Consider the following 26604-nt stretch of genomic DNA (forward strand, 5'->3'; position numbering starts at 1 on the left):
CCCTCTATCCGACATCCGCGCAGCCAAGTCCGCCGGCGTTTGAGCAGGCACTACCCTGTTGCGGCGTGGATAAACGCCAAGATTACCCACATCTTCACATTGTATTGGTAGGCGGCGACAGATTCGAACTGCCGACCCTCTCGGTGTAAACGAGATGCTCTAACCAGCTGAGCTAGCCGCCCTTGAGCCGACTGTTTAGCCCTGCAGCCCCCTTTGGCGCAAGGGTGCCGTCGCGCCGGACACTGCGGGGCGCTAGTCGCCAGGCCGGGCCGGCAACGCCTTGAGATCGTTGATCCACGGCGCGGCGGACTTACACCAGATTTGCCGCATGGGCTTGAGCTGATCGCGCTGGCGGATGCTGCCCCAGCGGATGCCCCAGTCGTCCGGCCCGCCCTCGCCGCTGGTGAACAGCGGGGAACCACAGCCCTCGCAAAAATGCTGGAAGCGCGTGCGGCCGTTGTCGCCGGCCTTCGCGTAAATCTTCGCCGGCGCGCCCGTCATGCGGACCTGCTCGGCGGAACAAATCACCGTCACCCGGTACGCCGAGCCCGTCAGGTTCTGGCAATCGGTGCAGTGACAGATCGATACTTTCGCGGGATCGATCTCGGCCCGATAGGCCACCCGCCCGCAATGGCATTGCCCGTCGATTTCCATCCCCTTCAACTCCGCCTGTCCAATCGGGGTCTCCGGTCCGCACAAACAAAAACGGCGCCCGAAGGTGCCGTTTTATCATATCGCGATCAATCGGATCAGTGGTGACTGATCGGGATCAGTGGTGACTGATCGGGATCAGTAGTAACTGATCGGGATCAGTGGGCCGTGAGGCCACCGGCCGCTTCGTCGGCGCCGTCAGGCTTGACCGGCACCTTGGTGTCCTCTTCCCAGACGATCGGCACCGGTGCGCGGACCAATGCCTTGGCAATGACGTCGTCGAGCCGGGCCACCGGGATGATCTCCATGCCGCCCTTGATCGCATCGGAAATCTCCGTGAGATCCTTGGCGTTGTCCTCGGGGATCAGCACCGTCTTGATGCCGCCGCGGGCGGCAGCCAGGAGCTTCTCCTTCAGACCGCCGATCGGCAGCACCCTGCCGCGCAGCGTGATCTCGCCAGTCATCGCGACATCGTGGCGAACCGGGATGCCGGTCATGACCGAGATGATCGCGGTTGCCATCGCGACACCCGCCGATGGTCCGTCCTTCGGGGTCGCCCCTTCAGGCACGTGGACGTGGATGTCGCGCCGGTCGAACAGCGGCGGCTCGATGCCGTAGTTGATCGCCCGCGAGCGGACATAAGACGCCGCCGCCGAGATCGACTCCTTCATCACGTCGCGCAGATTGCCCGTGACCGTCATCTTGCCCTTGCCGGGCATCATGACACCTTCGATCGTCAGCAGCTCACCGCCGACATCGGTCCAGGCGAGGCCTGTGACGATACCAACCTGCGGCTCACTCTCGATCTCGCCGTAGCGGTACTTCGGCACGCCGAGGAAGTCTTCGAGAGTCTTCTCGGTGACCTTGACCGACTTCTTCTTGGAGATCATCAGCTCCTTCACCGCCTTGCGGGCGAGTGTCGACAGCTCACGCTCCAGGTTACGCACACCCGCTTCGCGGGTGTAGCGGCGGATCATCAAGAGCAAGGCGTCATCGTCGATCGACCATTCCTTGGAATCGAGACCATGCTTGGCGATGGCGTTCGGGATCAAATGCTTGCGCGCGATCTCGACCTTCTCGTTCTCGGTGTAGCCGGCGATCCGGATGATCTCCATGCGGTCCATCAGGGGCCCGGGAATATTCAGCGTATTCGCGGTCGTGATGAACATGACGTTCGACAAATCGTAGTCGACCTCCAGATAGTGGTCGTTAAAGGTCGCATTCTGCTCAGGGTCCAGTACCTCAAGCAGCGCCGACGACGGATCGCCGCGGAAATCGGCGCCCATCTTGTCGATCTCATCCAGCAGGAACAGCGGATTCGAGGTCTTCGCCTTGCGCATCGACTGGATGACCTTGCCGGGCATCGAGCCGATATAGGTGCGACGGTGACCGCGGATTTCCGCTTCATCCCGCACGCCGCCGAGCGACACGCGCACGAACTCGCGTCCCGTCGCCTTTGCGATCGACTTGCCGAGCGAGGTCTTGCCGACGCCGGGAGGCCCGACCAGGCACAGGATCGGTCCGGTCAGCTTGTTGGCGCGCGACTGCACCGCGAGATACTCGACGATACGGTCCTTGACCTTCTCGAGCCCGTAATGGTCAGCGTCCAGCACCGCCTGCGCGGCCTCGAGGTCCTTCTTGACCTTGGACTTCTTGTTCCACGGGATCGACAGCAGCCAGTCGAGATAGTTGCGCACGACGGTTGCTTCCGCGGACATCGGCGACATCTGGCGCAGCTTCTTCAATTCGTGCTGCGCCTTCTCCCGCGCTTCCTTGGAAAGCTTGGTCTTGGCAATCTTCTCTTCCAGATCGGCGAGCTCATCGCGACCCTCGTCGTCGCCGAGCTCCTTCTGGATCGCCTTCATCTGCTCGTTCAGGTAATACTCACGCTGGGTCTTCTCCATCTGGCGCTTGACGCGCGAGCGGATGCGCTTTTCGACCTGCAGCACCGAGATTTCGCTCTCCATCAGGCCCAGCACCTTCTCCAGGCGCTGCGTGACGGACAACGTCTCCAGGATGCCCTGGCGATCGGCGATCTTGACGGCGAGATGCTGGGCGACCTGATCGCTCAGCTTGGCAAAGTCAGTGATCGCCTGAACCACGCCGACGACTTCGGCGGAGATCTTCTTGTTCAGTTTCACATAGCTTTCGAAGTCGGACACGACCGAGCGCGCCAGAGCTTCGGCTTCAACCGAATTGGCGTCGGTGTCGGCAAGCGCAATCGCGGTCGCCTCGTAATATTCGCTGCGGTCGGAATACTTTTGCACGCGCGCGCGCTCGAGCCCTTCGACCAGCACCTTCACGGTGCCATCGGGAAGCTTCAGGAGCTGCAGCACGCTGGCGAGCGTACCGACCTCGTAGATCGATTCCGGACTTGGATCATCGTCGGACGCATTCTTCTGCGTAGCCAGCAGGATCAGCGCGTCGTTCTTCATCACCTCTTCGAGGGCCCGGATCGACTTCTCGCGGCCGACGAACAGCGGCACGATCATGTGCGGAAAAACGACGATGTCGCGGAGCGGCAGCACCGGATAGGAGTGGCTCTCGCCGAGAACGATGGTTGGCCGGGTTTTTGGGGTCGTCATGGCCTTATCCTTTTGTTTTGCCCCCTTGCACGCAGTCCGCTTCGCTTGCGCAACCGCCACAAGGTGCCGGGAGTTCCGGGTCACTCGGCCGCCTTCGCTGCCGCCTCTCGCCGGATGATTTTGCGACGAATCTCGAACGTGATTTCCGCCACCATTGGCATTAGGTGGCTATCGGGTATGGGGGTGTCAAGTCACGGAAAAATGCCCGCTAATTGGGGCTAAACGCGCGCGAAACGCTGACGCAACAACGGCCGTCGGAATGTCCGACAGCCGTCCTTATCGGGGTAGTCCAGGCGAGGTATGGCGAAGCGCGATCAGGCGCTGGCGCTGCTCTCGACGGCCCGGTCCGAACGGTCCGCATAGATGTAGAGCGGACGGGCGGTTCCCTCGACCACTTCGCGCGAGATCACAACCTCTTCGACGCCTTCAAGACCCGGCAGATCGAACATGGTCTCGAGCAGGATGCTTTCGAGGATCGAACGCAACCCACGCGCGCCGGTCTTGCGCTCGATCGCCTTGCGGGCGACCGCGCCAAGCGCTTCGTCGGCGAAGGTGAGCTCGATGTTCTCCATTTCGAACAGCCGCTGGTATTGCTTCACCAGCGCGTTCTTCGGATCGGTCAGGATCTTCTTCAGCGAGGCCTCGTCGAGATCCTCCAGCGTCGCGACCACCGGGAGGCGGCCGACGAATTCCGGGATCAGGCCGTACTTCAGAAGGTCTTCCGGCTCGACATGGCGGAAGATTTCACCAGTGCGGCGATCTTCCGGCGCCAGAACCTGGGCGGCGAAACCGATCGAGGTCGAACGTCCGCGCGCGGAGATGATCTTCTCCAGACCTGAGAAGGCGCCGCCGCAGATGAACAGGATGTTTGTCGTGTCGACCTGCAGGAATTCCTGCTGCGGGTGCTTGCGGCCGCCCTGCGGAGGCACGGAGGCGACCGTGCCTTCCATGATCTTCAACAGCGCCTGCTGCACGCCCTCACCCGACACGTCGCGGGTGATCGACGGATTGTCGGACTTGCGGCTGATCTTGTCGATTTCGTCGATATAGACGATGCCGCGCTGCGCGCGCTCGACATTGTAGTCGGCCGACTGCAGCAGCTTCAGGATGATGTTCTCGACGTCCTCGCCGACGTAGCCCGCTTCGGTCAGCGTCGTCGCATCCGCCATCGTGAACGGCACGTCGAGAATGCGCGCCAGCGTCTGCGCCAGCAGCGTCTTGCCCGAACCGGTCGGACCGATCAGCAGGATGTTCGACTTCGCGAGTTCGACGTCGTTGTGCTTGGTCTGATGATTGAGCCGCTTGTAGTGGTTGTGGACGGCGACCGAGAGCACCTTCTTGGCATGGCTCTGGCCGATCACGTAATCGTCCAGCACCTTGCAGATTTCCTTCGGCGTCGGGATGCCGTCGCGCGACTTCACCAGCGAGGACTTGTTCTCCTCACGGATGATGTCCATGCAGAGTTCGACGCATTCGTCGCAGATGAATACGGTTGGACCCGCGATGAGTTTGCGGACTTCGTGCTGGCTCTTTCCACAGAACGAGCAATACAGCGTGTTCTTGGAGTCGCTTGTGCCAACCTTACTCATTCCTGTCTCCGTCCGCCGTTCGATCCGTTACCCGATCGACCCATTCCGGCACTCACACCGGACATCAAGGTAGATAGAGCAAATTCCGTACCAAAAAAGACCCTAACTCAATTACCCACCGTGCGAATCACGGCTTCTCGAATCCCCCGCGATCTTAACCCAACCCACACAGCCAACCATGCTGACACCCGACTATCAAGAATTCGCTAATCGGGCCCAAATGGCTACCCGTGACAATACCGTGATTTGTGGCGTTCGCACGGGGAGAAGTTGACGAAATCGACCGAGCGTTGCGCAACTGCCACGCAGCAAAACAGGCACGAAAGCGGAACTTTGGGCCTATGCGGGGGCATAGGCACGCGGCTTTCGGCCATATTTGCCGGTTCAACCAACCATTAAGGTCAACGCGGGGTGTCGCTATCCGTTACCTTACGGGGTTTTCGTTACCGCCGCCTCTTCGGGACGCTTATCGATCACCTTGTCGACGATGCCGAAGTCGCGGGCCATGTCGGCGGTCAGGAATTTGTCGCGCTCGAGCGCATCCTCGATCGCCTTGTAGGTCTGGCCGGTGTGCTTCACGTAGATTTCGTTGAGGCGCTTCTTGAGATTCAGGATCTCCTGCGCATGCAGCATGATGTCGGTGGCCTGGCCCTGGAAGCCGCCCGAAGGCTGATGCACCATGATGCGCGAATTCGGCAGCGAGAAGCGCATGTCTTTTGCACCGGCAGCCAGCAGCAGCGAGCCCATCGAGGCCGCCTGCCCGGTGCACAGCGTCGACACCGGCGGACGGATGAATTGCATCGTGTCGTAGATCGCAAGCCCCGATGTCACCACGCCGCCCGGCGAGTTGATGTACATCGAGATTTCTTTCTTGGGATTTTCCGCCTCGAGGAACAAGAGCTGCGCGACGGTGAGCGTCGACATGCCGTCTTCGACCGGACCGGTCACGAAGATGATGCGCTCTTTCAGAAGCCGCGAAAAAATGTCGTAGGCGCGTTCGCCGCGGTTGGTCTGCTCGACCACCATGGGCACGAGGTTCATGTAGGTTTCAACGGGATCGCGCATTAGTCACCCCAAGGGTTGGTAAGGGTTAGGTAGAAACGGGCGGGGGCGCACATCCATCGGCAAGGCAGGCCAATCGCCATGATTGCCGCGCGCGGACGAACGTCCCGTGATGCAGAACTCAACTCAGCACTCGCGAGCTGCGAGCCGCTCACAGATATGAGCCAATTTCCCGGCGACAAGACCGGACCATTGCGAGCCGAACGAGACGAGTTCAAGCTGATTCGCAGGCGATCTCATAGCCACGTATGCCGCAGCCCAGCCGCTTTCGCCGTTCATCATTAACATCAGCCTGACCAAACCGGTCAGGCTGCGCTCTTCTCATCGTCTTCCTTGAACAGGTCCTCGCGCGAGACCTTCTTCTCGGTCACGTTGGCAAGTTCGAGGATGAAATCGACCACCTTGTCTTCATAAATCGGCGCACGAAGCTGGGCCAGCGCGTTGGCATTGTTGCGATAGTAGTCCCAGACTTCCTTCTCGCGGCCGGGCATCGAACGCGCCCGCTCGATCACCGCGCGGCTGACTTCGTCGTCGGTCACGGTGATCTTGTTCTTCTCGCCGATCTCCGACAGCACCAGCCCAAGCCGGACGCGGCGGTCGGCAATCTTCTGGTATTCTTCCTTGGCCGCGTCTTCGGTGGTGTCCTCGTCGGCAAAGGTCTTGCCGGAGGATTCCATCTCGGCCTTGATCGAGTTCCACATCAGGTTGAACTCTTCCGCGATCAGCGACGGCGGCGCCTCGAATTTGTGGCTTTCGTCGAGACGATCGAGCAGCGCGCGCTTGACGCGCTGGCGCGTGGCCCCCGCGAACTCGGCGACCAGCCGCTCGCGCGCGGCTTCCTTCAGCTTGTCGAGCGATTCCAGGCCGAGCGTCTTTGCAAACTCGTCGTCGATCTTGGTGTCGCCGGGCGCTTCGATCAGGGTTGCCGTGGTTTCGAACTCGGCCGGCTGGCCGGCGAGTTTTTCACTCGCGTAGTTCTTCGGGAATGACACTTTCAGGGTGCGGGTCTCGCCTGTCCCCATACCGACGAGCTGTTCCTCAAAACCCGGAATGAACTGGCCGGCGCCGATCACGACCGGGATACCCTCGCCGGTGCCGCCATCGAACAGTTCGCCGTTGATGCTGCCCTTGAAGCTGATCGTGACGCGATCGCCGGTTTCGGCCTTGGCGCCTTCGGCCTTCGCCGCGTAGGGCCTGTTCTGGTCGGCGATGCGCTTGATGGCCTCATCGACCTCGGCATCGGTCACTTCGACCACCGGCTTCTCCACCGAGAAGGTCTTGAAATCGGCGAGCTGGATCGTCGGCACCACCTCGATCGCGACCGTATAGGTCAGGTCGGTCTTGCCGGCGAGCAGCTCCTCGACCTCTTTGGTCTCGGTCGGCATGGTGATCTTCGGCTCGGTCGCAAGCCGGAAACCGCGATCGGTGAAGATCTGCGTGTTGGTGTCGCGGATGGTCTGGTCGATGGTCTCGGCCATGACGGAACGGCCATACACCTTCTTCAGATGGCTCACCGGCACCTTGCCGGGGCGGAAGCCATTGAGCTTCACCTTGTCCTTGAGGTCGACCAGCTTGGCGTCCGCCTTGGCATCGAGATCCGATGCGGGAACGCTGATCTTGAATTCGTGCTTCAATCCCTCGGCGAGGGTTTCGGTGACCTGCATGGTGTCAATCTTCTTCCGCTTGCGCCGGGCCAGACAGGCCCGGCAGTGTCAAATGTTCGAGGCGTAGCCTTGCAGCCTGCGCCGGTGGTTCGGCGGACCTTGGCTCCCCGACCGGGAAACAGGCCCTCCAGTATTCGTCATGCAAACGCTTGGATAGAGCGCTTGGTGCGGGCGGAGGGACTCGAACCCCCACAACTTTCGTCACTGGAACCTAAATCCAGCGCGTCTACCAGTTCCGCCACGCCCGCGTGAAAAGCATCCATACCCGGCCGCGATGCCGCGGGCGGCGGGCTTATAACATGAGCCTACACCTCCGCAGCAAAAAAATGGCCGTTTTTGACAGCGCCGGGGCAAGGCGTCACAGCTAGGCCAGATACAACAAAAAATGGTCCGCATTGGTCCGATGGCAAGCCCCAAATTCCCGCTGGATCGACGCGAAGTAATGGCCGGACTGGGCGCAGCAGTCCTTGCGCCGATCTGGCCCACGGCGGGGCGGGCCCAAGCCCGACCCGCACTCGCGCTGCAAGCTAAAACCGACAGCGTCGCCCTCCGCCCGAACGCCCCGGCCACGGCGATCTGGTCGCTGCAAGGAGGCGAACTTCGTTTCAAGCGTGGTGAGACCCTCGATATCGCCTTCGGCAACGAACTGCCGGTACCCGCCGTCCTCAACTGGCGAGGGATCGATGGCGTCCCGGCGGCCGAACCGCTGACGGGCCGGCCACCGCTCGCGGCCGGCGGCAAGGAAGTCTTGCAACTGCCGCTACGTCACGCCGGGACCTTCCTGTGCGACCTCAACCTGCTGGGGGACGGACAACCGCGACCGTCGCGGGCACGGGCGCTGGTCGTCCAGGAAAGCGAAACCGTCGCCGTCGACCGCGACCAGATTCTCCTGATCGAAGACGGGAGGGTCAGGCCCGATGGAACCGCGATGGCACCGGGGGTCCCCGGGGACGCCGTGGCCGTGCATACGATTAACGGCCAAACCTCGCTCGATCTCTCAGCCCGCGCCCACGAACGGGTCAGGCTCCGCATCATCAGCGGCTGCCAACGCTCTGTTATTGCTATCAAACTGGAGGGGCTTGAGGTCCGCGTGATGGCCATCGACAGCCAGCCATCCGAGCCGTTCCAGGCCCGCAACGGCGCGCTGGTGCTGCCGCCCGGCGGCCGGGTCGACGCCTTCATCGATCTGACCACGCCGCCGGCCGGCGGCGTGTTGGCGATCCTCCTCCATGACGGCAAGGAAGCCCGTCCGATCGGCAAACTCACCGTATCCAGCGAACCGCCGATCCGCCCCGCGCCCCTCCCGCCGGCCCCCCCATTGCCCTCCAACGGCCTCCCCGAACGGCTCGACCTCAAGAACGCCACCCGGGTCGATCTGGCGCTTGGCGGACCGTCGGGCGACTGGGTGACGCCCGCCAGCTTCGCCGCCACCGCCCCGCCCGCCTTTCGCGTCAAGGGCGACGGCACCGTAGTGCTGGCGCTGGCCAACCGCGCCGCCATCGCCACCGTCTTCCACCTCCACGGCCATCATTTCCGGCTGCTGGACCGGCTGGACGATGGCTGGAAACCGTTCTGGCTGGATACGCTGGCGATCGAGCCCGGCCAGACCCAGCGGATCGCGTTCCGCGCCGAATATCCGGGGCGCTATTTGATCGAATCCGTCGCAACCGACTGGGCAGCGCCGCGACTGGTGCGGTGGTACGCTGTCGAATGAGGAGCACGCCATGAGCAAACCGGTCCCCGCCATCCGCAGCGTCAGAGCGCGAGCCGTCGTGGTGCCGCTCGCGCGCCCCGTCAAGAACGCCTTTGGCGTGATCGATGTCGGGCCGCTGGTCCTGATCGATGTCGAAACCGATCAGGGCGTTACCGGCCACGCCTACATCTTCGCCTACAGCAAGCTGACGCTGAAGCCGCTGGTTCACCTGATCGAGGAGATCGGGCGGGAGCTGACCGGCAAGCCGGTTGCGCCCTACGACCTGATGGCGGTGATGGACGCAAAGTTCCGCCTGCTCGGTTGGCAGGGCCTCGTCGGCATGGCGGTATCAGGCCTCGACATGGCCTATTGGGACGCGCTCGGCCAGGTTGCAGGTCGGCCAGTGGCCGAGCTGCTCGGCGGCTCAGCGCGGCCGATCAGAGCCTACGACAGCTATGGCGTGGTCGATCCCACAGCCGACGAGAAGGCGCTGCGCCGCTCGCTGGAGCAGGGCTTTCGCGGCATCAAGATCAAGGGCGGCGACGGCGATGCCGCCAACGACGAGCGGGTCGTCAAGGCCGTGCGCGCCCTGCTCGGCCCGGACATTGCGCTGATGATCGACTTCAACCAGTCGCTCGATCCCGCTGAAGCGGCGCGCCGCATCGCCCGCCTCGAACCTTACGATCTGCACTGGATCGAAGAACCCGTGCCACAGGAAAACCTGTCGGGGCACGCCAAAGTGCGCGAGACCTCGCCGACGCCGATCCAGGCCGGCGAAAACTGGTGGTTCCCGCGCGGCTTTGCGGAAGCGATCGAAGCCGGCGCCAGCGATTTCATCATGCCCGATCTGATGAAGTGCGGCGGCGTCACCGGCTGGCTGCAGGTCGCGGCGCAGGCGCAAGCTGCCAACATTCCGATGTCGAGCCATCTGTTCGCCGAAGCCAGCGCCCACATGCTCGCGGTGACGCCAACCGCGCACTGGCTCGAATTCCTCGACTTTGCCAGCGTCATCCTCGCCCATCCCGCCAAGATCGTCGACGGCACGGTCACCGCGCGAGGCCCGGGGCTTGGACTGGAGTGGAATGAAACGGCGGTAGCGAAATATCTGGTCGTGTAGGATGGGTGGAAGCGTAGCGATACCCATCATCTCCTGCAGCCGCGAAGGCGATGGGTATCGCTTCGCTCCACCCATCCTACGAACTAATACTCGATGCCGAACTCATCATAGAGCCGCCGGAACACCGCGGGCAGCACTTCCGGCAGATCCTCTGCGATCAATCCCGGCCCCGCCTCGCCCGCGGCTTCGCCGTGCATCCAGACGCCGATGCAGGCAGCCTCGAATGCCGGCACGCCTTGCGCCAGAAACGCCGCGATCATTCCCGCCACCACGTCCCCCGCGCCGGCGGTGGCCAGCCAGGGCGGTGCGTTGGACGCGATGCTGGCGCGGCCATCCGGGGACGCCACTACCGTATCCGGCCCCTTCAGCAGCACCACCGCGCCGCAGCGTTCGGCGGCGTCGCGCACCCTCTCCAGTTTGGAGCGGCCGGGATGCTTGTTGCTGATATCGCTGAACAGGCGCGGAAACTCGCCCTCATGCGGGGTCAGGACGACGTGGGCGTCGGCGGCGGCCTTGATCGATTCAAACAGCCGCTCGGGCGCCTCGGCAAAACTCGTCAGCGCGTCGGCGTCGAGCACAAGGCCGCGTTTCGCCGACAGTGCCGTGTGGACGAAATCGCGCGTCCGCCCGCTGACGCCGGCGCCCGGCCCGATCACGATCGCATTGAGCCGCTTGTCGTCGAGCAGTTCGGCGAACTGGATTGCATTGTCGATCACGCGCACCATGACCGCCGTCAGCGCGGTGGCATTCACCGCGAGCGCATCGCGCGGCGAGGCCACCGTGACGAGGCCAGCCCCTGCCCGCAGAGCGCCGCGGGCCGCGAGCCGCGCCGCGCCGGTGGATGCCAGTTCGCCGGACAGCACGACCGTGTGGCCGCGGGCGTATTTGTGGCCGTCGATGTCAGGCACGGGGAAAGATTTTTGCCAGCTCTGCGGCACGTTCTCGAACGTGTGCGGCCGGATCTCCTCGAGCACATGCGCATCGATACCGATGTCGGCGACGCGGACACGGCCGCAATGTTTCCGTCCCGGCATCAGCAGATGCGCCGGCTTGCGGCGGAAGAAGGTCACGGTCTCCACGGCGTTGATCGCAGCGCCCATCACCGCGCCCGACGTGCCGTTGATCCCGCTTGGCAGGTCGACGGCGAGCACCGGCGCGCCATTGGCGTTGACCGCCTCGATCATTTCGAGCGGGTCGCCCTTGACGGGCCGATTGAGCCCGGCACCGAACAGCGCGTCGATGATCAGCGCCGGCTTGCCGATCGCCTGCGGATTGAAAGGCAGCACCGGATACTTCCAGCCGCGCGCGGCGAGCGCCGCGTCACCCTGCAGGCTGTCGCGCTCGCACAGCAGGATGATCGAGACATCACGGCCGCGCGCCGCCAGTTCGGCCGCTGCCACAAACCCGTCGCCGCCATTGTTGCCGCGGCCGGCGACCACCATGATCGCTCCTTCCTCGACAAGACCCATCGCAGCTTCGGCCACGGCCTGCCCGGCGCTCATCATCAGCGCGAAGCCGGGCGTGCCGGCGGTGATCGTCAGCCGGTCGGCACGCTCCATCTCAGTGGTGGTCAAAACTTCCATGCCGAATCCTCGATCCGTCAGCCTTTTCTGGAGGCATATCGCCGCTGCGCCCCACGGTTCGCCGCCCTCGTCTGCACATGATTTGATCTGTTTGCCTATTTCTCAGGCTACGCTATCATGCCGTGTCCGGCTCCACCTCTTCCACCTGCCTGTTAAAAGTCTGATAACGTTCCGAAATCAGCCCGCGTTAACAACTTGGCATAGACCCTGCTTTTGAGGAAGCCGATCAGAAAACCGAGCTCATGATCGTCGCAGTTAGCGGCAATTGTGAGCAATCCGGCCTTGCCGGATGCAAGGATCAAACCAGACGGCGCCTCGCGCAACACCTAAAGTATCCGCACTCTGCAATTTGGAAATGCCCGGGAGGCCCTCAGTGAAGAAGATTGAAGCCATCATCAAGCCATTCAAGCTCGACGAGGTGAAAGAGGCGCTTCAGGAAGTCGGACTGCAGGGCATCACGGTCACCGAGGCCAAGGGCTTTGGCCGGCAGAAGGGACACGCCGAACTCTATCGCGGTGCGGAATACATCGTCGATTTCCTGCCCAAGGTGAAAATCGAGATCGTGATCGGCGATGACCTGGTCGAAAAAGCGATCGACGCGATCCGCCGCGCTGCCCAAACGGGACGCATCGGCGACGGCAAAATCTTCGTCTCCAACATCGAGGAAGCGATCCGGATCAGAACCGGAGAATCCGGGCTGGACGCTATCTAAGCCGGGTGCTATCCGAATTTTGCGACTAAAAAACAAGAAAAGGGCTGCCTCGGCGGCCTGATTTCGTTCGCGCAATCTCACCGGATCGTTTGCGAAGAGTCGTGTCCTGGAAACCGTCCCGTAAGCCAAAAGGGGTATTCATGAAGACCGCCAAAGACGTCCTGAAATCGATCAAGGACAACGACGTAAAATACGTCGACCTGCGCTTCACCGATCCGCGCGGCAAGTGGCAGCACGTAACCTTCGATGTCAGCATGATCGAAGAGGACACCTTTGCCGAAGGCCAGATGTTCGACGGTTCTTCGATCGCCGGCTGGAAGGCGATCAACGAATCCGACATGTGCCTGATGCCCGACCCGGTCACCGCGACGATCGACCCGTTCTTCGCCGAGACCACCATGGTCATCGTATGTGACGTGCTGGAGCCGACCACCGGCGAGCCCTACAACCGCGACCCCCGTGGCATCGCCAAGAAGGCCGAGGCGATGGTGAAATCGTCGGGCGTAGGCGACACCGTGTTCTTCGGACCCGAGGCCGAGTTCTTCGTGTTCGACGACGTGCGCTACCAGACCACCCCCTACAACACCGGCTTCAAGCTCGACTCCTCGGAACTGCCGATCAATTCGGACACCGAATATGAGGGCGGCAATCTCGGCCACCGCATCCGCACCAAGGCCGGCTACTTCCCCGTGCCTCCGCAGGACTCGGTGCAGGACATGCGCTCGGAAATGCTCGGCGCCATGGCCAAGATGGGCGTCAAGGTCGAGAAGCATCACCACGAAGTCGCTTCCGCCCAGCACGAGCTCGGCATGAAGTTCGACACCATGACGCTGATGGCCGACCAGATGCAGATCTACAAATACTGCATCCACCAGGTCGCCCACATCTACGGCAAGACCGCCACCTTCATGCCGAAGCCGGTCTATGGCGACAACGGCTCGGGCATGCACTGCCACCAGTCGATCTGGAAGGACGGCAAGCCGGTGTTCGCCGGCAACAAATACGCCGACCTCTCGGAGACCTGCCTCCACTACATCGGCGGCATCATCAAGCACGCCAAGGCGATCAACGCCTTCACCAACCCGTCGACCAACTCCTACAAGCGCCTGGTCCCGGGCTATGAAGCCCCGGTGCTGCTCGCCTACTCCGCGCGCAACCGCTCGGCCTCCTGCCGCATTCCCTACACGGCAAACCCGAAAGCCAAGCGCGTCGAAGTTCGCTTCCCCGACCCGATGGCCAATCCCTATCTCGGCTTTGCCGCGATGCTGATGGCCGGCCTCGACGGCGTCAAGAACAAGATCGATCCGGGCCCGGCGATGGACAAGGACCTCTACGATCTGCCGAAGGAAGAGCTGAAGCAGATCCCGACGGTGTGCGGCTCGCTTCGCGAGGCGCTGGAAAACCTCGACAAGGACCGCGCCTTCCTCAAGGCCGGCGGCGTGTTCGACGACGACTTCATCGACAGCTTCATCGAGCTGAAGATGACCGAAGTCGAGCGCTTCGAAATGACCCCGCATCCGGTCGAGTTCGACATGTACTATTCGCAGTGATCTCAGGCGGGATACCCCGCCGACATCACCGCCCGAGAAATGCAAAAGGCGCTCCGTCTGGGGCGCCTTTTGTTTTTGCGCCGTCGCCCGCTAATGCGCCTTGAGTGCTCGGGAATGGCAACCCGCAAGGCGAGCCACGTACCAGGATGAGCCGCGTGCGGCACGGTCAACTAGCTACATCCGCGGCGTGGTGGATCATCGCTCTCGCGTCACCGCAGTGAGATTCATCGTCAGCAACGCGCCCGCCTTGGGGAGTTCCTGAACGCCAATCACCGTGCGCGCCGGCCTGCGATCTCCCATGATCTCGACATAGGCAGCGTTCATCTCTCGAAGTCGGACATGTGCTGCAGGAAGATATTGATGTGAGTAACATGGCTGAGGTCGGAGCCCACGGCCTCGAGCATCACGACGAACGATTTCAGGATTTGCCGTGTCTGGGCGCCAATGTCGCCCGCCAATTGTCCGGTCGCCGGATCGACGCCGGCCGTTCCTCCAATCGATATGTGTTCACCAACCTTGGCGATGTGACTGTAGGGACCGATTGGCGTTGGCGTATTCGGCGGTGTGAGCGTCTCCACGCGAGATTTCATGTGCCTGCCCTGCTTTGTGAATCCTCAAGCAACTCGCCGCCATTCGTAGGGTGGGCGGAGTAAAGCGATATCCATCCTACATCTTAAGCTTCAGACACGCGAAAGGCGCTTCCAATAGAAGCGCCTTTTGATTTTGCGGCGGCCAATTCCGCTCATACTCAGAGCGAACCGGGGTTCCGCATGACCTTGTGGTTCCCGAACCCCAGTGAAATCAAGACTTCGCCCAAATCGTGGCGGTGATTGTCGCTTTTCGACCTCGCTGGCGGGGTACTGGTGCACGGGAACAATAAGAGGTGGCATCCCCCAATGGCGACAAAAGACGGCTTCCAGCTGGATCGTCCTCCTATCTTTCTCTCCGAACCTGCCGAAGAAATCGGGCAGCCGGATATCGGGAAAGTTTGGAAAAGATCAGTTGTCTCGTCGCGAATCCTCACGATGAGTATTTGGGCTGTAACGGCAACAGCGATCGGTATCGCTATCCTGTCGGTGGAAAATCCAGTCGCGCTCGTTGCGGACTTCACGGCTTCGTGGGTCGACAAACCGGCGCTTCAGCCTGTCACCGATCCGTCGACGTCATCAATTCAATCAATCGCTGGCACTCAGGATTCGGCGACGACGACAGGCGAGGCGCGGGCGCGTGAAGAAATTGCTGCAGTTTCTGAACCTGCCGATCAGAATCAAGCCGCGATCGTTCAGCCGCCGGTCACCGAGATCGCTCAGCCGCCAGCCCAAGCCTTGTTGAAGGAATTCGAAGCCTGGGCGGCCAAGCAAGATTCACGGGCAGAGGCCGTGCCCGTGGAGCCCGCGCAAGCCGCCCCAGTGCAGGTTGCACAGGCTGCCCCAGTTCAGGCCCAGCCCACGAAAAAGCATCGACGGGCCCGGTCCGTCCACAATGCACGAGCAGAGATCCGACCCCAGCGAATTCATCGAGTGAGGACCCGGGAAGAGCAAAATGCACGGGCCGAGGTCCCGGCCGTACCTGACGCCCGAGCACCGGAGCAGCCAGTGCAAAATGCCCAGACACCATCGCTCTTCCAAAGCTTGGGTTGGCGCAATTAGGTCTCGGATTACGGTGCACTTGACTCGCGGTCTCATGAAGCTGACGCGCATCAACTAGTGCAGCGTCGGCGCAATTGCGCTTGCCACATGGCGACGCCGCAACCAGACCCGTCACTTCTTCTCTGGCGGATTTTCCCTCAGGAAACGCTCGAGATCTTCCTGCACGGAATACGGCAGTGGGATCGGATCGCCCATGTGGTCGATCGCGCGGTCGAGGCAGAGGCGCACCATGCGCGCGAGTTCGGCCTTGCGATATGGCTTGGTCAGCAGCAGCACGCCTTCGCCAAGACGCACGCTCGAATCGAACGCACCGAACGTGTTGCCCGAGGTGAAGAGCACCCGGAGCGGCCGGCGCAGTTCGGCGACCTTTTGCGCGAGCTGCCGGCCGTTCATGGCGCCGGGCATGATGATGTCGGTGAACAGAAGATCGAACACTACGCCGGAATTCACCAGTATGAGCGCCTCGGCCGCGTTGGAGGCGGTGATGACCCTGTAGCCGAGACTTTCAAGACGGCCGGTGACATGCGCCCGCACGACATCGTCATCCTCGACGCACAGGATGGTTTCCGATCCCCCGCGCAGCTCGTCATCTTCAGGCGGCGAGGCATCGCTGGCCGGGAGCACGTCCAAAGGCTCGAGGTCGGCCTTCGGCAGGTAGATGCGGAAACAGGCGCCCTCTCCCTCCTCGCCGTCGACCACGATGCCGCCGCCGGATTGTTTTGCAAATCCGAACACCATGCTGAGGCCAAGCCCCGTGCCGGTGCCGAACTGCTTGGTCGAAAAGAACGGCTCGAAAATCCTGTCGCGGATGGCAGCTGGAATGCCGGCGCCGCTATCGATGACCTCGATGGCGACGTAGTCGCCCGCGCCGAGATCGTCCACCTCCGCGTCGTGCGCATCGCGCGTGAAATTGCTCGTTCTGAACAGCAGCCTGCCGCCATCAGGCATGGCGTCGCGGGCGTTGATCGCGAGATTGACCAGCGCCGAGGTAAGCTGGCTGCGATCGACCAGCGCCGGCCAGGCTTGGTCGCTCAACGCCGTCCCGATCTCGATCCGCCTTCCGAGCGTCGGCGCCAGCAGCCTGACCACCTCCTCGATCAGGGCATTGACGTCGGTCTCGAGCGGCCGCAGCGGCTGCTTTCTGGCAAAGGCCAGCAGGTTCGCCGTGAGCTGGGATGCCCGGTCGGCGGCGTCATTGATCATCTTGGCGATCGACGTCAGCCCCGGATCGTGCTTGACACCGTCGGCCAGGATTTCGATCGTGCCCGTGATCACGGTGAGCATGTTGTTGAAGTCATGGGCGATGCCGCCGGTCAACTGCCCGACCGATTCCATCTTCTGCGCCTGGAACAATTGTTCTTCGGCAGCGCGCTTTGCGGTGATGTCCCTGACGAAGGCGTTGATGATGTAACCTTCACCGCGGCGCAGCGCCGTCAGCGACACCTCGGCGAAGAATTCGCGTCCGTCCTTGTGCAGCAGCGGCGTCTCGTAACGCCCCCCGACCGCCTCGCCTTCGGCCTCGCTCAGGAAGCGGTCGACCCACTGCCGGTGCACGGGGCGCTGCGCTTCCGGAAAGACCAGCTCTTCCACGCTCCTGCCGACGGCCTCCGCACGCGTCCATCCCATCAAGGCCTCGGCGTGCGGGCTCCAGTTGAGGATGACGCAGGATTCGTCGGTCTGGACAAAGGCGTCGAGCGCGCTTTCGATGATGGCCTGCGCCATCCTCTCCCGATCGGCGAGCGCCTGATAGGCTCGCTCCTGCTCCGTCTTCCCGCAAACCAACGCGGCCTCCGGCGCCTTCGCGGCCGGGGGCGTCGGCCCGAGAAGAAACCTTGCGCTAACGGCCGCAAGGCCAATCGCGAACGCGACCGCAACCACACCGCCGGCAAGTGCCGCGCTGACGGTCGCCGTCAAGGCGCGCGGCGCCGGCTCGGTCAGGAAATAAAAGGCGAATGCGCTCACGGCGCAGGACGTCACCACCACAAGCAAAACCATCGCCAGCGCGAGACGTCTTGATAGCGTCATTGCCTCACCAGTCCGGAGATGGTGGATGCGCCCCGTTCAGGCCGGCAGTTGGGCCGGCTTCGGGACGTTGCTGCGGCTCCCCCGCTGCTTAGCCGACTTCGCGGATGCGATGCCACCTTTTCCACTCCGTAAAAGTACGGAGAGTGCCGGATTCGGGACCCGCAGGCATCGTGACAACTCAAACGCCGCGGATCTTCTCAGACGCCGAAGAGTTTCGCGTAGCGCGCCTTGATCTCCTCGCTTTGCGCCTGCACCTGGGCGGGATCGGCCTTGAGCAGCTTCAGGCTCGAAAGCGGGACATGCTCGCCCTTCTCCTTGACCTGCCCGTGGAACGAGCGGTGGGCAAAGACATCCACCAGCAGCATCTGCTGGGCCTCGGCGCTGAAGAAGAAGCTCTGGAAAAGCCTTGCCGCATTTGGGTTTGGCGCACCGCGGAAAATGCCTGAGGGGACAATGATCAGCGGCGAGCCTTCGGCCGGATAGACCACTTCGACCGGTTTGCCCTGATCCTTCAGAAGCACCAGATTGTAATCGTTGCCGTCGGCCATGACGGCGCGTTCACCGAGCAGGATCTTCTTGGGCGGATCGGCGGCCGATTGCACCTGCATGATCTTCTGCCGCGCCAATTTTTCCAGATACGGCCAGCCCAGATCGCGCGCCAGCAGGAAGGTCGTCGTCAGGATGGCGCCGCTGTAGCCGGGATGGGCCTTGACCATCTTGCCTGTCCATTTCGGATCGAGCAGGTCGGCATAGCTTTTCGGCGCGTCCTCGCGCTTGACGAGGCTGGTGTTGTAGCCGATCGCTTCCGTCCAGGCACAGGCCGTCGCATACATGCCATCGGGATCGATCTGATCGGCCGGAAAGTGCCGGGCCACCTCGCCGGGAAGGTAAGGCGCCAGCCAGTCGTTCTTCTTCCATTCGAGATAATGCGCGGGATCGGTCGAGTTGGCGACGTCGACGGCCTTGATGCCACTGCCCTGCTCCTGCGCGATACGCTGGAAAATCCGCTCCGCGCCGGAACGCTCGACCCGCACGGCGATGCCGGGATATTTCGCCTCAAAGGTCCGCGCCAGGCGCTCGGCGGTAGTGAGTTCAAGCGCCGAATAAAACGAAAGCTTGCCCTCCTTCTTCGCGGCCTCGATCAAGGCCGGCGTCACGTCCTCCGCCGGCGGCGCCGCCGCCTTCAGCGGCTCCGCAAACAAAAGACCTGCAGCGGACGCCGTCGACGCCTTGAGCAGGTCGCGTCTCGACCATTTGCGGTCCCGCATCGCATCCTCCCGGCCTTTTAAGGCCGTTGACCGGCCATGCTGTTGGGCAAGACGATAGCAGAAATGACGTGGCTCGTTCCAGCTTTCACGCGAATGGCGGGAGCAGCACCGTCAGCAAAGTTCGTAGCGACGCGTAATGACGATTGAATGCGCCGCCGCCCTACGCCGCCTGCTTGTGCGCCTTCAGCGCCGCGCCGAATGCTTCGAACAGTTTTCGGTTGATCGGGTTGCGCTGCGGGTCGTACTCGGCGTGCCACTGCACACCGAGCGCAAAGCTCGCGGCGTCCGCGATCCGGATCGCCTCGATGGTGCCGTCTTCGGCGATGCCTTCGATCACCACGCGCGCGCCGGGTTCGAGGATGCCCTGCCCGTGCAGCGAATTCACCCGGATGGTTTCGCAGCCGAGCAAGCTTGCAAACACGCCGCCGGGGGTGAGATGGACGTCGTGACGGTCGGCGAACACGACCGTGGGGTCGGGATGGATTTCGCCGTTCTCCAGCCGCGGCATGCGGTGGTTCATGCGGCCGGGGATCTCGCGGATTTCCGGGTGCAGCGACCCGCCGAAGGCGACGTTCATCTCCTGCAGGCCGCGGCAGATGCCGAAGATCGGCACGCCGCGGGCAACGCAGGCCTCCGTCAGCGCCAGCGCAACGTCGTCGCGATGGATATCGTAGGGCTCGTGCCTCTCGTGCGGCTCAGTCTTGAAGCGCGTCGGGTGCACATTGGCCCGCGCCCCCGTCAGCACGACGCCGTCGACGACGTCGAGAAGCGCGCCGATGTCGGTAATCTCGGGCGAGCCCGCAAACATCAGCGGCAGCGCCCCCGCTACGTCGGTGATCGCGCGCAAGTTGCGCTCTCCGACCATCTGGGTCTGGAAACGATTTTCGACGCGATGGGCGTTCGCGATCACACCGACCACGGGCCGTCTCATCGCAAAAATTCCGCTGTCATCGTACTGTGCAAGAATCTTCTAGGGTAAGCCATGTTCGCGGAAGATAATGCCTGCAGCCCGGCGGCGGATCAACATCCGCAGAGCAGCAGCGGAGCTGCCCTGCTATTTTCGCGTGAAAGCCTCCCGGGCGTCGATACCGTCGGCCCCGGGCAAGCCGGCCGCCCGGAGCGCGGTGGCAGCCGAATCGTCCGCCCCGTTCAGCCACGGCAATTTCGCCTGGATTCCCCGCGTCACCGCCTCGCCCAGCGCGCCGCCGAAATCGAGCGGCCAGTATCCGTTCGGCACCACTTCGACCGATATCCCCTGCAGGCGATACCCCTTGCCGAGCACCGCTTCAGCATCGTCGGGCAGCACGACCCGCGCGGTGCCGGGCATGGCCTGATCGGCAAAGCTCACGAGGACCGGGATCAGCTCACCCTTCACCAGCACGACGCCGGTCAACCGGCTCATCTCGCTGAACGGCACGCGCTTGCCGGTCGCCGCCAGATAGGCCCGCAAGGCGACGTAGTTCATGTCATCAAGAACAAGATTCTTGTCGACATGCGCCAGCAGCGCGACGAGGTTCTTGCCCTGCCCGAGATCGACGAAAATTGCGTCGCCCAACGTGCGGGTCTGGCCGCGGCGGGTGTAGCTGCGATCGGGATGGACGGCCATCACGCCAGAGGCCGATTTGCGTCCCTCCGGCGTCTCGACCTCGACCGTCAGGCGATATTTGTGGGCAGGCCGGTTGATTCTGATCTGGTCGCCGATCACCAGCGCTGCCAGCAGCGCAAGCGGGCCGAACCATTTGAAATTCATCTCATCCTCACCGGCCCGCAATATCAGATTCATGTCCGGCTTGGCATGCCGGATGCGGCAGCGTCAAACCGGCGCGTGCGCTCCCGCTTGATCCCGGCGGCGTTTTGGCGAAAGACTGGCTGGATATTCTGCGAGAAGGAATCAACGTGACAGGTCCCGCTGACAATCGCCTTCAGGCTCGCAACGATCTGGCGTGGGCGATATCGGTCGGCGGCATCGGAATCGTGCTGTTCACCGCCCTGCTCGCGTTCACCTGGCAGTTCGCCGCGACGCTGTTTCTGATATTTTCCGGCGTCCTGCTCGGCGTCGCCCTCAACGCCATGAGCAACCTGCTCGGGCGCGTGGTGCGGCTTCCCCATGCGCTGCGGCTCGCAGTGGTGTGCCTCGTGGTCGCCGGCATGCTGTCGGGCATTGTCTTTCTCGGCGGCACCACGATCGCCCAGCAGACGACGGCGTTGAGCAACACGCTCAAGTCGCAACTCGTCAACGTCAAGGGCTTTCTGGAAAGGAACGGTATCGACACCGGCTTTTTCGATTTCGGCAGCCTGTCTTCGTCATCGGACGATTCCGCGCCGGCGGCCTCCAGCGCGACGCCCCACACGCTTCCGAGCGCCGGCACGATCGCGGCCAGCGGCGGCGCCATCTTCAGCCAGAGCCTGAAACTGATTCTGGGCACCGCCAGCGCGGTCGGAAACTTCTTCATCGTGCTATTTCTGGGGATAGCCTTTGCGACCCAGCCAAGCGTCTACCGCGACGGACTGCTGTTCATGGCGCCGGTCAATCACCGCGCGCGAGCCACAGCGATCGTCGATCGGATCGGCGAGACGCTGGAACGCTGGCTGATCGCGCAGATCATCACCATGGTCGCGGTGTTTCTGGTGACCTGGATCGGGTTGTCGATCATCGGCATCCAGAGTTCGTTCATCCTGGGCATCCAGGCAGGACTGCTCGCCTTCATCCCGACGGTCGGCGCGATCCTCGGCGGCCTGATCGTGGTGCTGGCGAGCCTCGCCTCCGGGTGGGTCGCAGCCCTCTCCGCCTTCATCCTGTTTCTTGGCGTACACGCGCTGGAAAGCTACGTACTGACCCCGATCATCCAGCGCCAGGCGCTGGATATTCCACCCGCCACGCTGTTTGCCTTCCAGATCCTGCTCGGCGTCGTGTTCGGCATCTGGGGACTGGCGCTCGCGCTGCCGCTGATGGCGATCGCCAAGGTGATGATCGATCATTTCAAGACGGAAGCGGTGCCGGCAGCGATGGCTTAGAAATTCAGCCCACCGTGGTCAGCACCGTCTCGGTGTGTTCGACCTCGGGGGGTGCCGCAAAATACTGCCCGACCAGCGCGCGCCAGGCGGTGAAATCTTCCGAGCCGCGGAAATCCACCGTGTGGTTTTCCAGCGTTTCCCACTGCGCCATCAGCCGGTAGCGCTGCGGCTTCTCGATCGATTTGTGCAGCTCAAAGCCCTTGCCGCCCTTGGCGCGCAGGAACAGCGGACGCGCCTTGGCAACCGCAGCCTCGAAATCCTTCTCGGTGCCGGGCTTGACGTCGATTTGTGCGATTTCGGTGATCATCTGGGGTCCGCCTCCTCGTGGGGATTGGCGTGTCTAGCCCAGCCGTTCAAAAAGCAAAAGGCTGATGCAACACACATCCGTTGCTGCGACGCACGCGCATCACGCATGACGAAATTACGCGAGCGACATGCTCTCGCCTCAACCCTGGTTTGGTGTAGGATTGCACCAAATAACGAGCGACAAGCTCATGGGCACGGGAGAGAAACGATGAATCTCGGTCGGATCCTGTTCTCTTTCACCCTGGCTGCAGCGAGCGTACTCAGCGTGACGGCGGGACCGTTGCATGCGCAGCAGCCGGCGACGGTCGCAATCGACAATGATGACATCGGCGGCGTGGTAGCCGGACCCAACGGCCCGGAAGCCGGCGTCTGGGTGATCGCGGAGACCACCGAGTTGCCGACGAAATTCGCCAAGATCGTCGTTACCGACGATCGGGGACGCTACGTGATCCCCGACCTGCCAACGAACGTGAACTACGCCATCTGGGTGCGCGGCTACGGGCTGGTGGATTCACCCAAGCTACGCGCCAAGCCCGGCCAGCAGGTCAATCTCACGGCGGTGCCGGCGCCGAACGAGGCGGCGGCAGCTCATTATTACTCGGCGATCTACTGGTACACGATGATGAAAATGCCGCCGGCAAAGGATTTCGGCGGCAGCACCGAGATTCCGAAGGAGATCACGCAGGACATCTGGCGTCAGCGGATGAACAATGTCGACTGCATCGGCTGCCATCAGCTGGGCCAGGAATCCACGCGCACGATCCCGGGCGCGTTCGGCGAATTCAAATCGGGCGAGGAAGCCTGGATGCGCCGCGTCTCCTCAGGCCAGACCGGGGAATGGATGACAAATCGGCTCGCCGGCCAACTCGGCGGCGTGCCGTTCAAATATTTCGGCGACTGGACCGACCGGGTCGCCAAGGGCGAGTTGCCGAAGTCCAAACCGCCGCGGCCGGCAGGCATCGAACGCAACGTCGTCATCTCGTCGTGGGAATGGGCGACCGAGAAGCATTTCGTGCACGATCTGATTTCCTCAGACCGACGCTATCCGACTGTCAACGCCTACGGCCCGCTGTTTGGCGCCAACGAATACTCGTCCGACGACATGCCGATCCTCGATCCCAAGACGCACAAGGTGACGTTCTCGAAAATGCCGGTTGCTGACCCCAATGCGCCGGAATCGTTCGGTCCTCCGCTCCATGGCACCGCCGTGCTCAATCCGGTCAGCCCATCGGCCTATTGGGGTGAAGAGAAGATCTGGAGCCAGCGGGCCAACAATCACAACAGCATGTTCGACAAGAAGGGCCGCGTGTGGCTGGCGGCGGCGGTGCGCGGCATCGAAAATCCGGTTTACTGCCGCAAGGGGTCGGATCATCCGTCGGCCAAGGCCTTCCCGCTGGAACGCTCGGGCCGGCAGGTGACGGTGTTCGATCCCAAAACCCAGAAATACAGCTTCATCGATACCTGCTTCGGCACCCATCACCCGCAATTCGGCTACGACGCCGACGATACGCTTTGGGTCTCGGGGACCGGCCCCGTCGCCGGCTGGGTCAACACCAAGCTATGGGACGAGACCGGCGATGCTGTCAAAGCGCAGGGCTGGGCGCCGTTCGTTCTCGATACCAACGGCAATGGCAAGGTCGACGAATACACCGAGCCGGGCGCGCCGGCGCAGGCCGACAAGGACATGCGGGTCGCCGGCTCAGGCCCCTACGCCGTGATGCCGCATCCGACCGACGGTTCGGTCTGGTACACCGTCAACGTGTTCGTCGGCCAACCCGGCTTCATGCGCTTCGATCCCAAGACCAAACTGTCGGAGTTTTATGCCATTCCGAAGGAAGGCATCGGCGTTCGCGGCGGCGACATCGACAAGAACGGCGTCCTCTGGGGCTCGGGCTCGAACGGCAGCCTGATCCGCTTCGATCGCAGCAAATGCAAGAACCCGCCGAATGGCCCGAGCGCGACCGGCAACCACTGCCCGGAGGGCTTCTCCTACTTCAAATATCCGGGCCCCGGCTTCGAAGGGTTCGAGAGTTCGAGCGCCGAGGCGAGCTACTACACCTGGGTCGATCACCACAACACGGTCGGCCTCGGCGAAAACATTCCGATCTCCACAGCCAACCTCAACGACGGCTTCGTCGCCTTCAAGGACGGGCAGATGGTGATGCTGCGCATCCCCTATCCGCTCGGCTTCTTTGCCAAGGGCCTCGACGGGCGAATTGACGATCCGGGCGCGGGCTGGAAAGGCCGCGGGCTGTGGAGTTCAAGCGGTGATCGCACACCCTGGCTCATGGAAGGCGGCAAGGGCTCAAAGCCGCGGGCGGTGCATATTCAGGTACGCCCGGACCCGTTGGCGAAGTAAGGGATCACACCTAGCCGAACAGCAGCACCGTGCCGGCGATCATCAGCGCACAGCCGACGAACAGGATGGCAGGCCAGCGCGCTCTGCACTGATCATAACGCCCCTGCGCACGACGCTCGGTGATGAGCGCCATCTCGAATTCTTCCGAGGTCGAGAACATGCAGCCAAAACCGCCGCGAGCCGAGGCTTCTGCCGCTTCGAGCGACGTCAGGGCAGCCTGCGGGCTTGGTCTGCGAGGGGAATTCATGGCGAAGATGATATGGACGGAATGGTAAACGCGAGGTTACCGCGCGCGCCATACCACGGAGAACGATCTAAAGTGTTGGATCACTCGCCTGAGATATCGCCTTGTTTGAGCAGGACGTTCAAGTCGCGGCCGGCACCTGGCGTTGCGAAGCTGCGCGGCCGGCGGTCTTGCGCCGCCATTTCTCCAGCGACAGCGGCAGCTCTTCCGCGGCCTCGACGCGATTGCGGCCCGTGCGCTTGGCCTGATAGAGCGCGGTATCGGCCGCCGCCAGCAACACGTCGAGATCGGTGCCCGCCGGACCGCCGGCAACGCCGATGCTGACGGTGGTGTCGACCGGACCTTCCTCGCAGGCGATATTGGACGCTTCGAACGCCTCGCGCACGCGCTCGGCCACGATCACGCCCTCTTCCAGCGGACAGGCCAGCAACGCCGCGAACTCCTCGCCGCCGATGCGCCCCGACAGATCGTTGATGCGCAAATTGCTGATCACGACGGTGGAGAATAGTTTGAGGATCTCGTCGCCTGCCGGATGGCCGAAGCGGTCGTTGATGCTCTTGAAATGGTCGATGTCGAAAATCATCACCGTCACCGGCCGCCCCGCGGCGGCCTCGCGTTCGATCACCCGGTCGCAGGCTTCCGTGAAACCGCGGCGGTTCAGCATTCCGCTCAAGGGATCGACCGAAGCCGCGGTCTTGTGCACCGTCACGGCGCGGTCCGACACCAGCATGAAGATGACGAACACCGTGCCGATCGCATACAGCACCAGTTCGATCGAGAACGCCGTCACCCAGATGCTGCTGGTGAAGGTTTCGTCATGCGGGCGCAGCAGACTGCCGAGCACGATCGGCAGCGCCAGCACGCAACCATGCATCACGGGCACGGCAATCGTCGGCCAGCGCTTGTGCATCGTCCGCCGCCGCTCGCTCCACAATTCGGAAGCCGTCAGCCCCGCATAGATCGCGACGATCGCCGCTCCGACGATCAGCCGCGTAGCCGGATTCAACGGCACAGCCAGCGCTGCGCCGACCCAGACGATCGCGCCAAACAACAGCCCCGGCAGATTGGGCTTGCGGCCGAGGAATACGCGCGAGGCGTTCCAGACCATGCCGCAGGCGACGAAGCCGAGCGCATGCAGCGCCAGCAACAGCGGCTCGCCGAGCGAGACGCCGCCGATGGTCCAGATCGCCACCGACGATGCACCAAGCAGATAGGCCGTCCCCCACCACTTCAAGGCTGGAATGTTTTCCTGCTTGCCGAACATCACGAGCATGGCCCCGAGCATGCCTGCGACCATCGTGGCAAACAAATATAACGTGGAAGTATCGAACGACATGGGCTCACCCGAACGCGTGGGATGCAACTTTGTTCGGCGCATACTGAAATGCAATTTCGCGCCATCGCATCGTCGACACTAAGAAGGTCGTGTTCCAATTTCGTTTGTGCAAGTAAGCAAGTTTTCACGAAAATCCGTGGTAACCCATCACTAAATAGTAAGCAAAAGGGCGCCCGATCGGGCGCCCTTTTTCGTT

23 protein-coding genes and 2 tRNA genes are annotated in these 26604 nt (G+C 62.7%); 7 read left to right on the forward strand and 18 right to left on the reverse strand.

Annotated elements, in window-relative coordinates; translation table 11 throughout:
* Nucleotides 1-105 precede the first annotated feature (105 nt).
* From V1283_RS19195 to V1283_RS19225, 7 genes are all read right to left on the reverse strand, one after another.
* Nucleotides 106-182 (reverse strand) — tRNA-Val (locus tag V1283_RS19195).
* 70 nt (nt 183-252) lie between these two features.
* A complete protein-coding gene (locus tag V1283_RS19200) occupies nt 253-654 on the reverse strand; it encodes a GFA family protein (protein ID WP_334388010.1) in 402 nt (133 codons plus the stop codon).
* 155 nt (nt 655-809) lie between these two features.
* Nucleotides 810-3236 carry an endopeptidase La gene (gene lon, locus V1283_RS19205; RefSeq protein ID WP_334388011.1) on the reverse strand — a complete coding sequence of 809 codons (2427 nt, stop codon included), beginning with the start codon at nt 3234-3236 and terminating at the stop codon, nt 810-812.
* A 314-nt stretch (nt 3237-3550) separates the two neighbouring features.
* Nucleotides 3551-4825 carry an ATP-dependent Clp protease ATP-binding subunit ClpX gene (clpX, locus tag V1283_RS19210; protein ID WP_027537232.1) on the reverse strand — a complete coding sequence of 425 codons (1275 nt, stop codon included), beginning with the start codon at nt 4823-4825 and terminating at the stop codon, nt 3551-3553.
* Nucleotides 4826-5254: 429 nt separating this feature from the next.
* On the reverse strand, nt 5255-5890 hold the full coding sequence (locus V1283_RS19215) for an ATP-dependent Clp protease proteolytic subunit (RefSeq protein ID WP_334388012.1): 636 nt from the start codon (nt 5888-5890) through the stop codon (nt 5255-5257).
* 302 nt (nt 5891-6192) lie between these two features.
* Complete coding sequence (tig, locus tag V1283_RS19220) at nt 6193-7551, reverse strand: trigger factor (RefSeq protein WP_334388013.1); 1359 nt, start codon at nt 7549-7551, stop codon at nt 6193-6195.
* 163 nt (nt 7552-7714) lie between these two features.
* Nucleotides 7715-7799: transfer RNA gene (locus V1283_RS19225), tRNA-Leu, on the reverse strand.
* Nucleotides 7800-7993: 194 nt separating this feature from the next.
* Here V1283_RS19225 and V1283_RS19230 point away from each other — a divergent pair.
* Nucleotides 7994-9265, forward strand: a complete 1272-nt coding sequence (locus V1283_RS19230; protein ID WP_334388014.1) for a multicopper oxidase family protein — start codon at nt 7994-7996, stop codon at nt 9263-9265.
* Between the two features lie 10 nt (nt 9266-9275).
* Entirely contained in the window at nt 9276-10361 is a 1086-nt protein-coding gene (locus tag V1283_RS19235) for an enolase C-terminal domain-like protein (RefSeq protein WP_334388015.1), read from the forward strand.
* 83 nt (nt 10362-10444) lie between these two features.
* Here V1283_RS19235 and V1283_RS19240 read toward each other — a convergent pair whose 3' ends face one another.
* Complete coding sequence (locus tag V1283_RS19240) at nt 10445-11944, reverse strand: NAD(P)H-hydrate dehydratase (RefSeq protein WP_334388016.1); 1500 nt, start codon at nt 11942-11944, stop codon at nt 10445-10447.
* Nucleotides 11945-12096: 152 nt separating this feature from the next.
* Entirely contained in the window at nt 12097-12270 is a 174-nt protein-coding gene (locus V1283_RS19245) for a hypothetical protein (RefSeq protein ID WP_334388017.1), read from the reverse strand.
* Between the two features lie 47 nt (nt 12271-12317).
* On the opposite strand from V1283_RS19245, the gene V1283_RS19250 reads away from it, so the two are divergent.
* Both V1283_RS19250 and glnA read left to right on the forward strand, forming a co-directional pair.
* Nucleotides 12318-12656 (forward strand): P-II family nitrogen regulator, encoded by a 339-nt coding sequence (locus tag V1283_RS19250; RefSeq protein ID WP_011441447.1) that lies wholly within the window; start codon nt 12318-12320, stop codon nt 12654-12656.
* Nucleotides 12657-12796: 140 nt separating this feature from the next.
* Entirely contained in the window at nt 12797-14206 is a 1410-nt protein-coding gene (gene glnA, locus V1283_RS19255) for a type I glutamate--ammonia ligase (protein ID WP_108513515.1), read from the forward strand.
* A 195-nt stretch (nt 14207-14401) separates the two neighbouring features.
* Here glnA and V1283_RS19260 read toward each other — a convergent pair whose 3' ends face one another.
* Both V1283_RS19260 and V1283_RS19265 read right to left on the reverse strand, forming a co-directional pair.
* Nucleotides 14402-14530 (reverse strand): RidA family protein, encoded by a 129-nt coding sequence (locus V1283_RS19260; protein ID WP_334388018.1) that lies wholly within the window; start codon nt 14528-14530, stop codon nt 14402-14404.
* Entirely contained in the window at nt 14527-14796 is a 270-nt protein-coding gene (locus tag V1283_RS19265) for a RidA family protein (RefSeq protein ID WP_334388019.1), read from the reverse strand. Before V1283_RS19265 ends, V1283_RS19260 begins: the two co-directional genes overlap by 4 nt.
* 306 nt (nt 14797-15102) lie before the next feature.
* Here V1283_RS19265 and V1283_RS19270 point away from each other — a divergent pair, with 306 nt between their 5' ends.
* Entirely contained in the window at nt 15103-15855 is a 753-nt protein-coding gene (locus tag V1283_RS19270; protein WP_334388020.1) for a hypothetical protein, read from the forward strand.
* 111 nt (nt 15856-15966) lie between these two features.
* Here the strand turns inward: V1283_RS19270 and V1283_RS19275 are convergent, their stop codons facing one another.
* The 4 genes from V1283_RS19275 to V1283_RS19290 form a co-directional block, all read right to left on the reverse strand.
* Nucleotides 15967-17880 (reverse strand): PAS domain-containing hybrid sensor histidine kinase/response regulator, encoded by a 1914-nt coding sequence (locus tag V1283_RS19275; RefSeq protein ID WP_334388021.1) that lies wholly within the window; start codon nt 17878-17880, stop codon nt 15967-15969.
* Nucleotides 17881-18077: 197 nt separating this feature from the next.
* Complete coding sequence (locus tag V1283_RS19280) at nt 18078-19148, reverse strand: extracellular solute-binding protein (protein ID WP_334388022.1); 1071 nt, start codon at nt 19146-19148, stop codon at nt 18078-18080.
* Between the two features lie 160 nt (nt 19149-19308).
* Nucleotides 19309-20079 (reverse strand): gamma-glutamyl-gamma-aminobutyrate hydrolase family protein, encoded by a 771-nt coding sequence (locus tag V1283_RS19285; RefSeq protein ID WP_334388023.1) that lies wholly within the window; start codon nt 20077-20079, stop codon nt 19309-19311.
* Nucleotides 20080-20202: 123 nt separating this feature from the next.
* On the reverse strand, nt 20203-20931 hold the full coding sequence (locus V1283_RS19290; protein ID WP_334388024.1) for a hypothetical protein: 729 nt from the start codon (nt 20929-20931) through the stop codon (nt 20203-20205).
* A 113-nt stretch (nt 20932-21044) separates the two neighbouring features.
* On the opposite strand from V1283_RS19290, the gene V1283_RS19295 reads away from it, so the two are divergent.
* On the forward strand, nt 21045-22163 hold the full coding sequence (locus V1283_RS19295) for an AI-2E family transporter (protein WP_334388025.1): 1119 nt from the start codon (nt 21045-21047) through the stop codon (nt 22161-22163).
* 4 nt (nt 22164-22167) lie between these two features.
* Here V1283_RS19295 and V1283_RS19300 read toward each other — a convergent pair whose 3' ends face one another.
* A complete protein-coding gene (locus V1283_RS19300; RefSeq protein WP_334388026.1) occupies nt 22168-22470 on the reverse strand; it encodes an antibiotic biosynthesis monooxygenase family protein in 303 nt (100 codons plus the stop codon).
* A gap of 207 nt (nt 22471-22677) precedes the next feature.
* Here V1283_RS19300 and V1283_RS19305 point away from each other — a divergent pair, with 207 nt between their 5' ends.
* Complete coding sequence (locus V1283_RS19305) at nt 22678-24828, forward strand: carboxypeptidase regulatory-like domain-containing protein (protein WP_334388027.1); 2151 nt, start codon at nt 22678-22680, stop codon at nt 24826-24828.
* Between the two features lie 10 nt (nt 24829-24838).
* On the opposite strand, the gene V1283_RS19310 is transcribed toward V1283_RS19305, so the two are convergent.
* Together V1283_RS19310 and V1283_RS19315 are read right to left on the reverse strand one after the other, a co-directional pair.
* Nucleotides 24839-25075 (reverse strand): hypothetical protein, encoded by a 237-nt coding sequence (locus V1283_RS19310; protein ID WP_334388028.1) that lies wholly within the window; start codon nt 25073-25075, stop codon nt 24839-24841.
* A gap of 118 nt (nt 25076-25193) precedes the next feature.
* Nucleotides 25194-26408 (reverse strand): GGDEF domain-containing protein, encoded by a 1215-nt coding sequence (locus V1283_RS19315; RefSeq protein WP_334388029.1) that lies wholly within the window; start codon nt 26406-26408, stop codon nt 25194-25196.
* Between the last annotated feature and the right edge of the window lie 196 nt (nt 26409-26604).

It is taken from the genome of Bradyrhizobium sp. AZCC 2262, from assembly GCF_036924535.1.
Taxonomy (GTDB): Bacteria; Pseudomonadota; Alphaproteobacteria; order Rhizobiales; family Xanthobacteraceae; genus Bradyrhizobium.

What these genes read in the sequence shown, in the direction of transcription:
- V1283_RS19260 (WP_334388018.1), bottom strand. Translation starts at nt 14,530, where the DNA reads ATGAACGCTGCCTATGTCGAGATCATGGGAGATCGCAGGCCGGCGCGC.
- glnA (WP_108513515.1), top strand. Translation starts at nt 12,797, where the DNA reads ATGAAGACCGCCAAAGACGTCCTGAAATCGATCAAGGACAACGACGTA.
- V1283_RS19275 (WP_334388021.1), bottom strand. Translation starts at nt 17,880, where the DNA reads ATGACGCTATCAAGACGTCTCGCGCTGGCGATGGTTTTGCTTGTGGTG.
- V1283_RS19315 (WP_334388029.1), bottom strand. Translation starts at nt 26,408, where the DNA reads ATGTCGTTCGATACTTCCACGTTATATTTGTTTGCCACGATGGTCGCA.
- V1283_RS19290 (WP_334388024.1), bottom strand. Translation starts at nt 20,931, where the DNA reads ATGAATCTGATATTGCGGGCCGGTGAGGATGAGATGAATTTCAAATGG.
- V1283_RS19235 (WP_334388015.1), top strand. Translation starts at nt 9,276, where the DNA reads ATGAGCAAACCGGTCCCCGCCATCCGCAGCGTCAGAGCGCGAGCCGTC.
- V1283_RS19305 (WP_334388027.1), top strand. Translation starts at nt 22,678, where the DNA reads ATGAATCTCGGTCGGATCCTGTTCTCTTTCACCCTGGCTGCAGCGAGC.
- clpX (WP_027537232.1), bottom strand. Translation starts at nt 4,825, where the DNA reads ATGAGTAAGGTTGGCACAAGCGACTCCAAGAACACGCTGTATTGCTCG.
- V1283_RS19270 (WP_334388020.1), top strand. Translation starts at nt 15,103, where the DNA reads ATGGCGACAAAAGACGGCTTCCAGCTGGATCGTCCTCCTATCTTTCTC.
- lon (WP_334388011.1), bottom strand. Translation starts at nt 3,236, where the DNA reads ATGACGACCCCAAAAACCCGGCCAACCATCGTTCTCGGCGAGAGCCAC.
- V1283_RS19285 (WP_334388023.1), bottom strand. Translation starts at nt 20,079, where the DNA reads ATGAGACGGCCCGTGGTCGGTGTGATCGCGAACGCCCATCGCGTCGAA.
- V1283_RS19215 (WP_334388012.1), bottom strand. Translation starts at nt 5,890, where the DNA reads ATGCGCGATCCCGTTGAAACCTACATGAACCTCGTGCCCATGGTGGTC.
- V1283_RS19265 (WP_334388019.1), bottom strand. Translation starts at nt 14,796, where the DNA reads ATGAAATCTCGCGTGGAGACGCTCACACCGCCGAATACGCCAACGCCA.
- tig (WP_334388013.1), bottom strand. Translation starts at nt 7,551, where the DNA reads ATGCAGGTCACCGAAACCCTCGCCGAGGGATTGAAGCACGAATTCAAG.
- V1283_RS19280 (WP_334388022.1), bottom strand. Translation starts at nt 19,148, where the DNA reads ATGCGGGACCGCAAATGGTCGAGACGCGACCTGCTCAAGGCGTCGACG.
- V1283_RS19240 (WP_334388016.1), bottom strand. Translation starts at nt 11,944, where the DNA reads ATGGAAGTTTTGACCACCACTGAGATGGAGCGTGCCGACCGGCTGACG.
- V1283_RS19230 (WP_334388014.1), top strand. Translation starts at nt 7,994, where the DNA reads ATGGCCGGACTGGGCGCAGCAGTCCTTGCGCCGATCTGGCCCACGGCG.
- V1283_RS19200 (WP_334388010.1), bottom strand. Translation starts at nt 654, where the DNA reads ATGGAAATCGACGGGCAATGCCATTGCGGGCGGGTGGCCTATCGGGCC.
- V1283_RS19310 (WP_334388028.1), bottom strand. Translation starts at nt 25,075, where the DNA reads ATGAATTCCCCTCGCAGACCAAGCCCGCAGGCTGCCCTGACGTCGCTC.
- V1283_RS19300 (WP_334388026.1), bottom strand. Translation starts at nt 22,470, where the DNA reads ATGATCACCGAAATCGCACAAATCGACGTCAAGCCCGGCACCGAGAAG.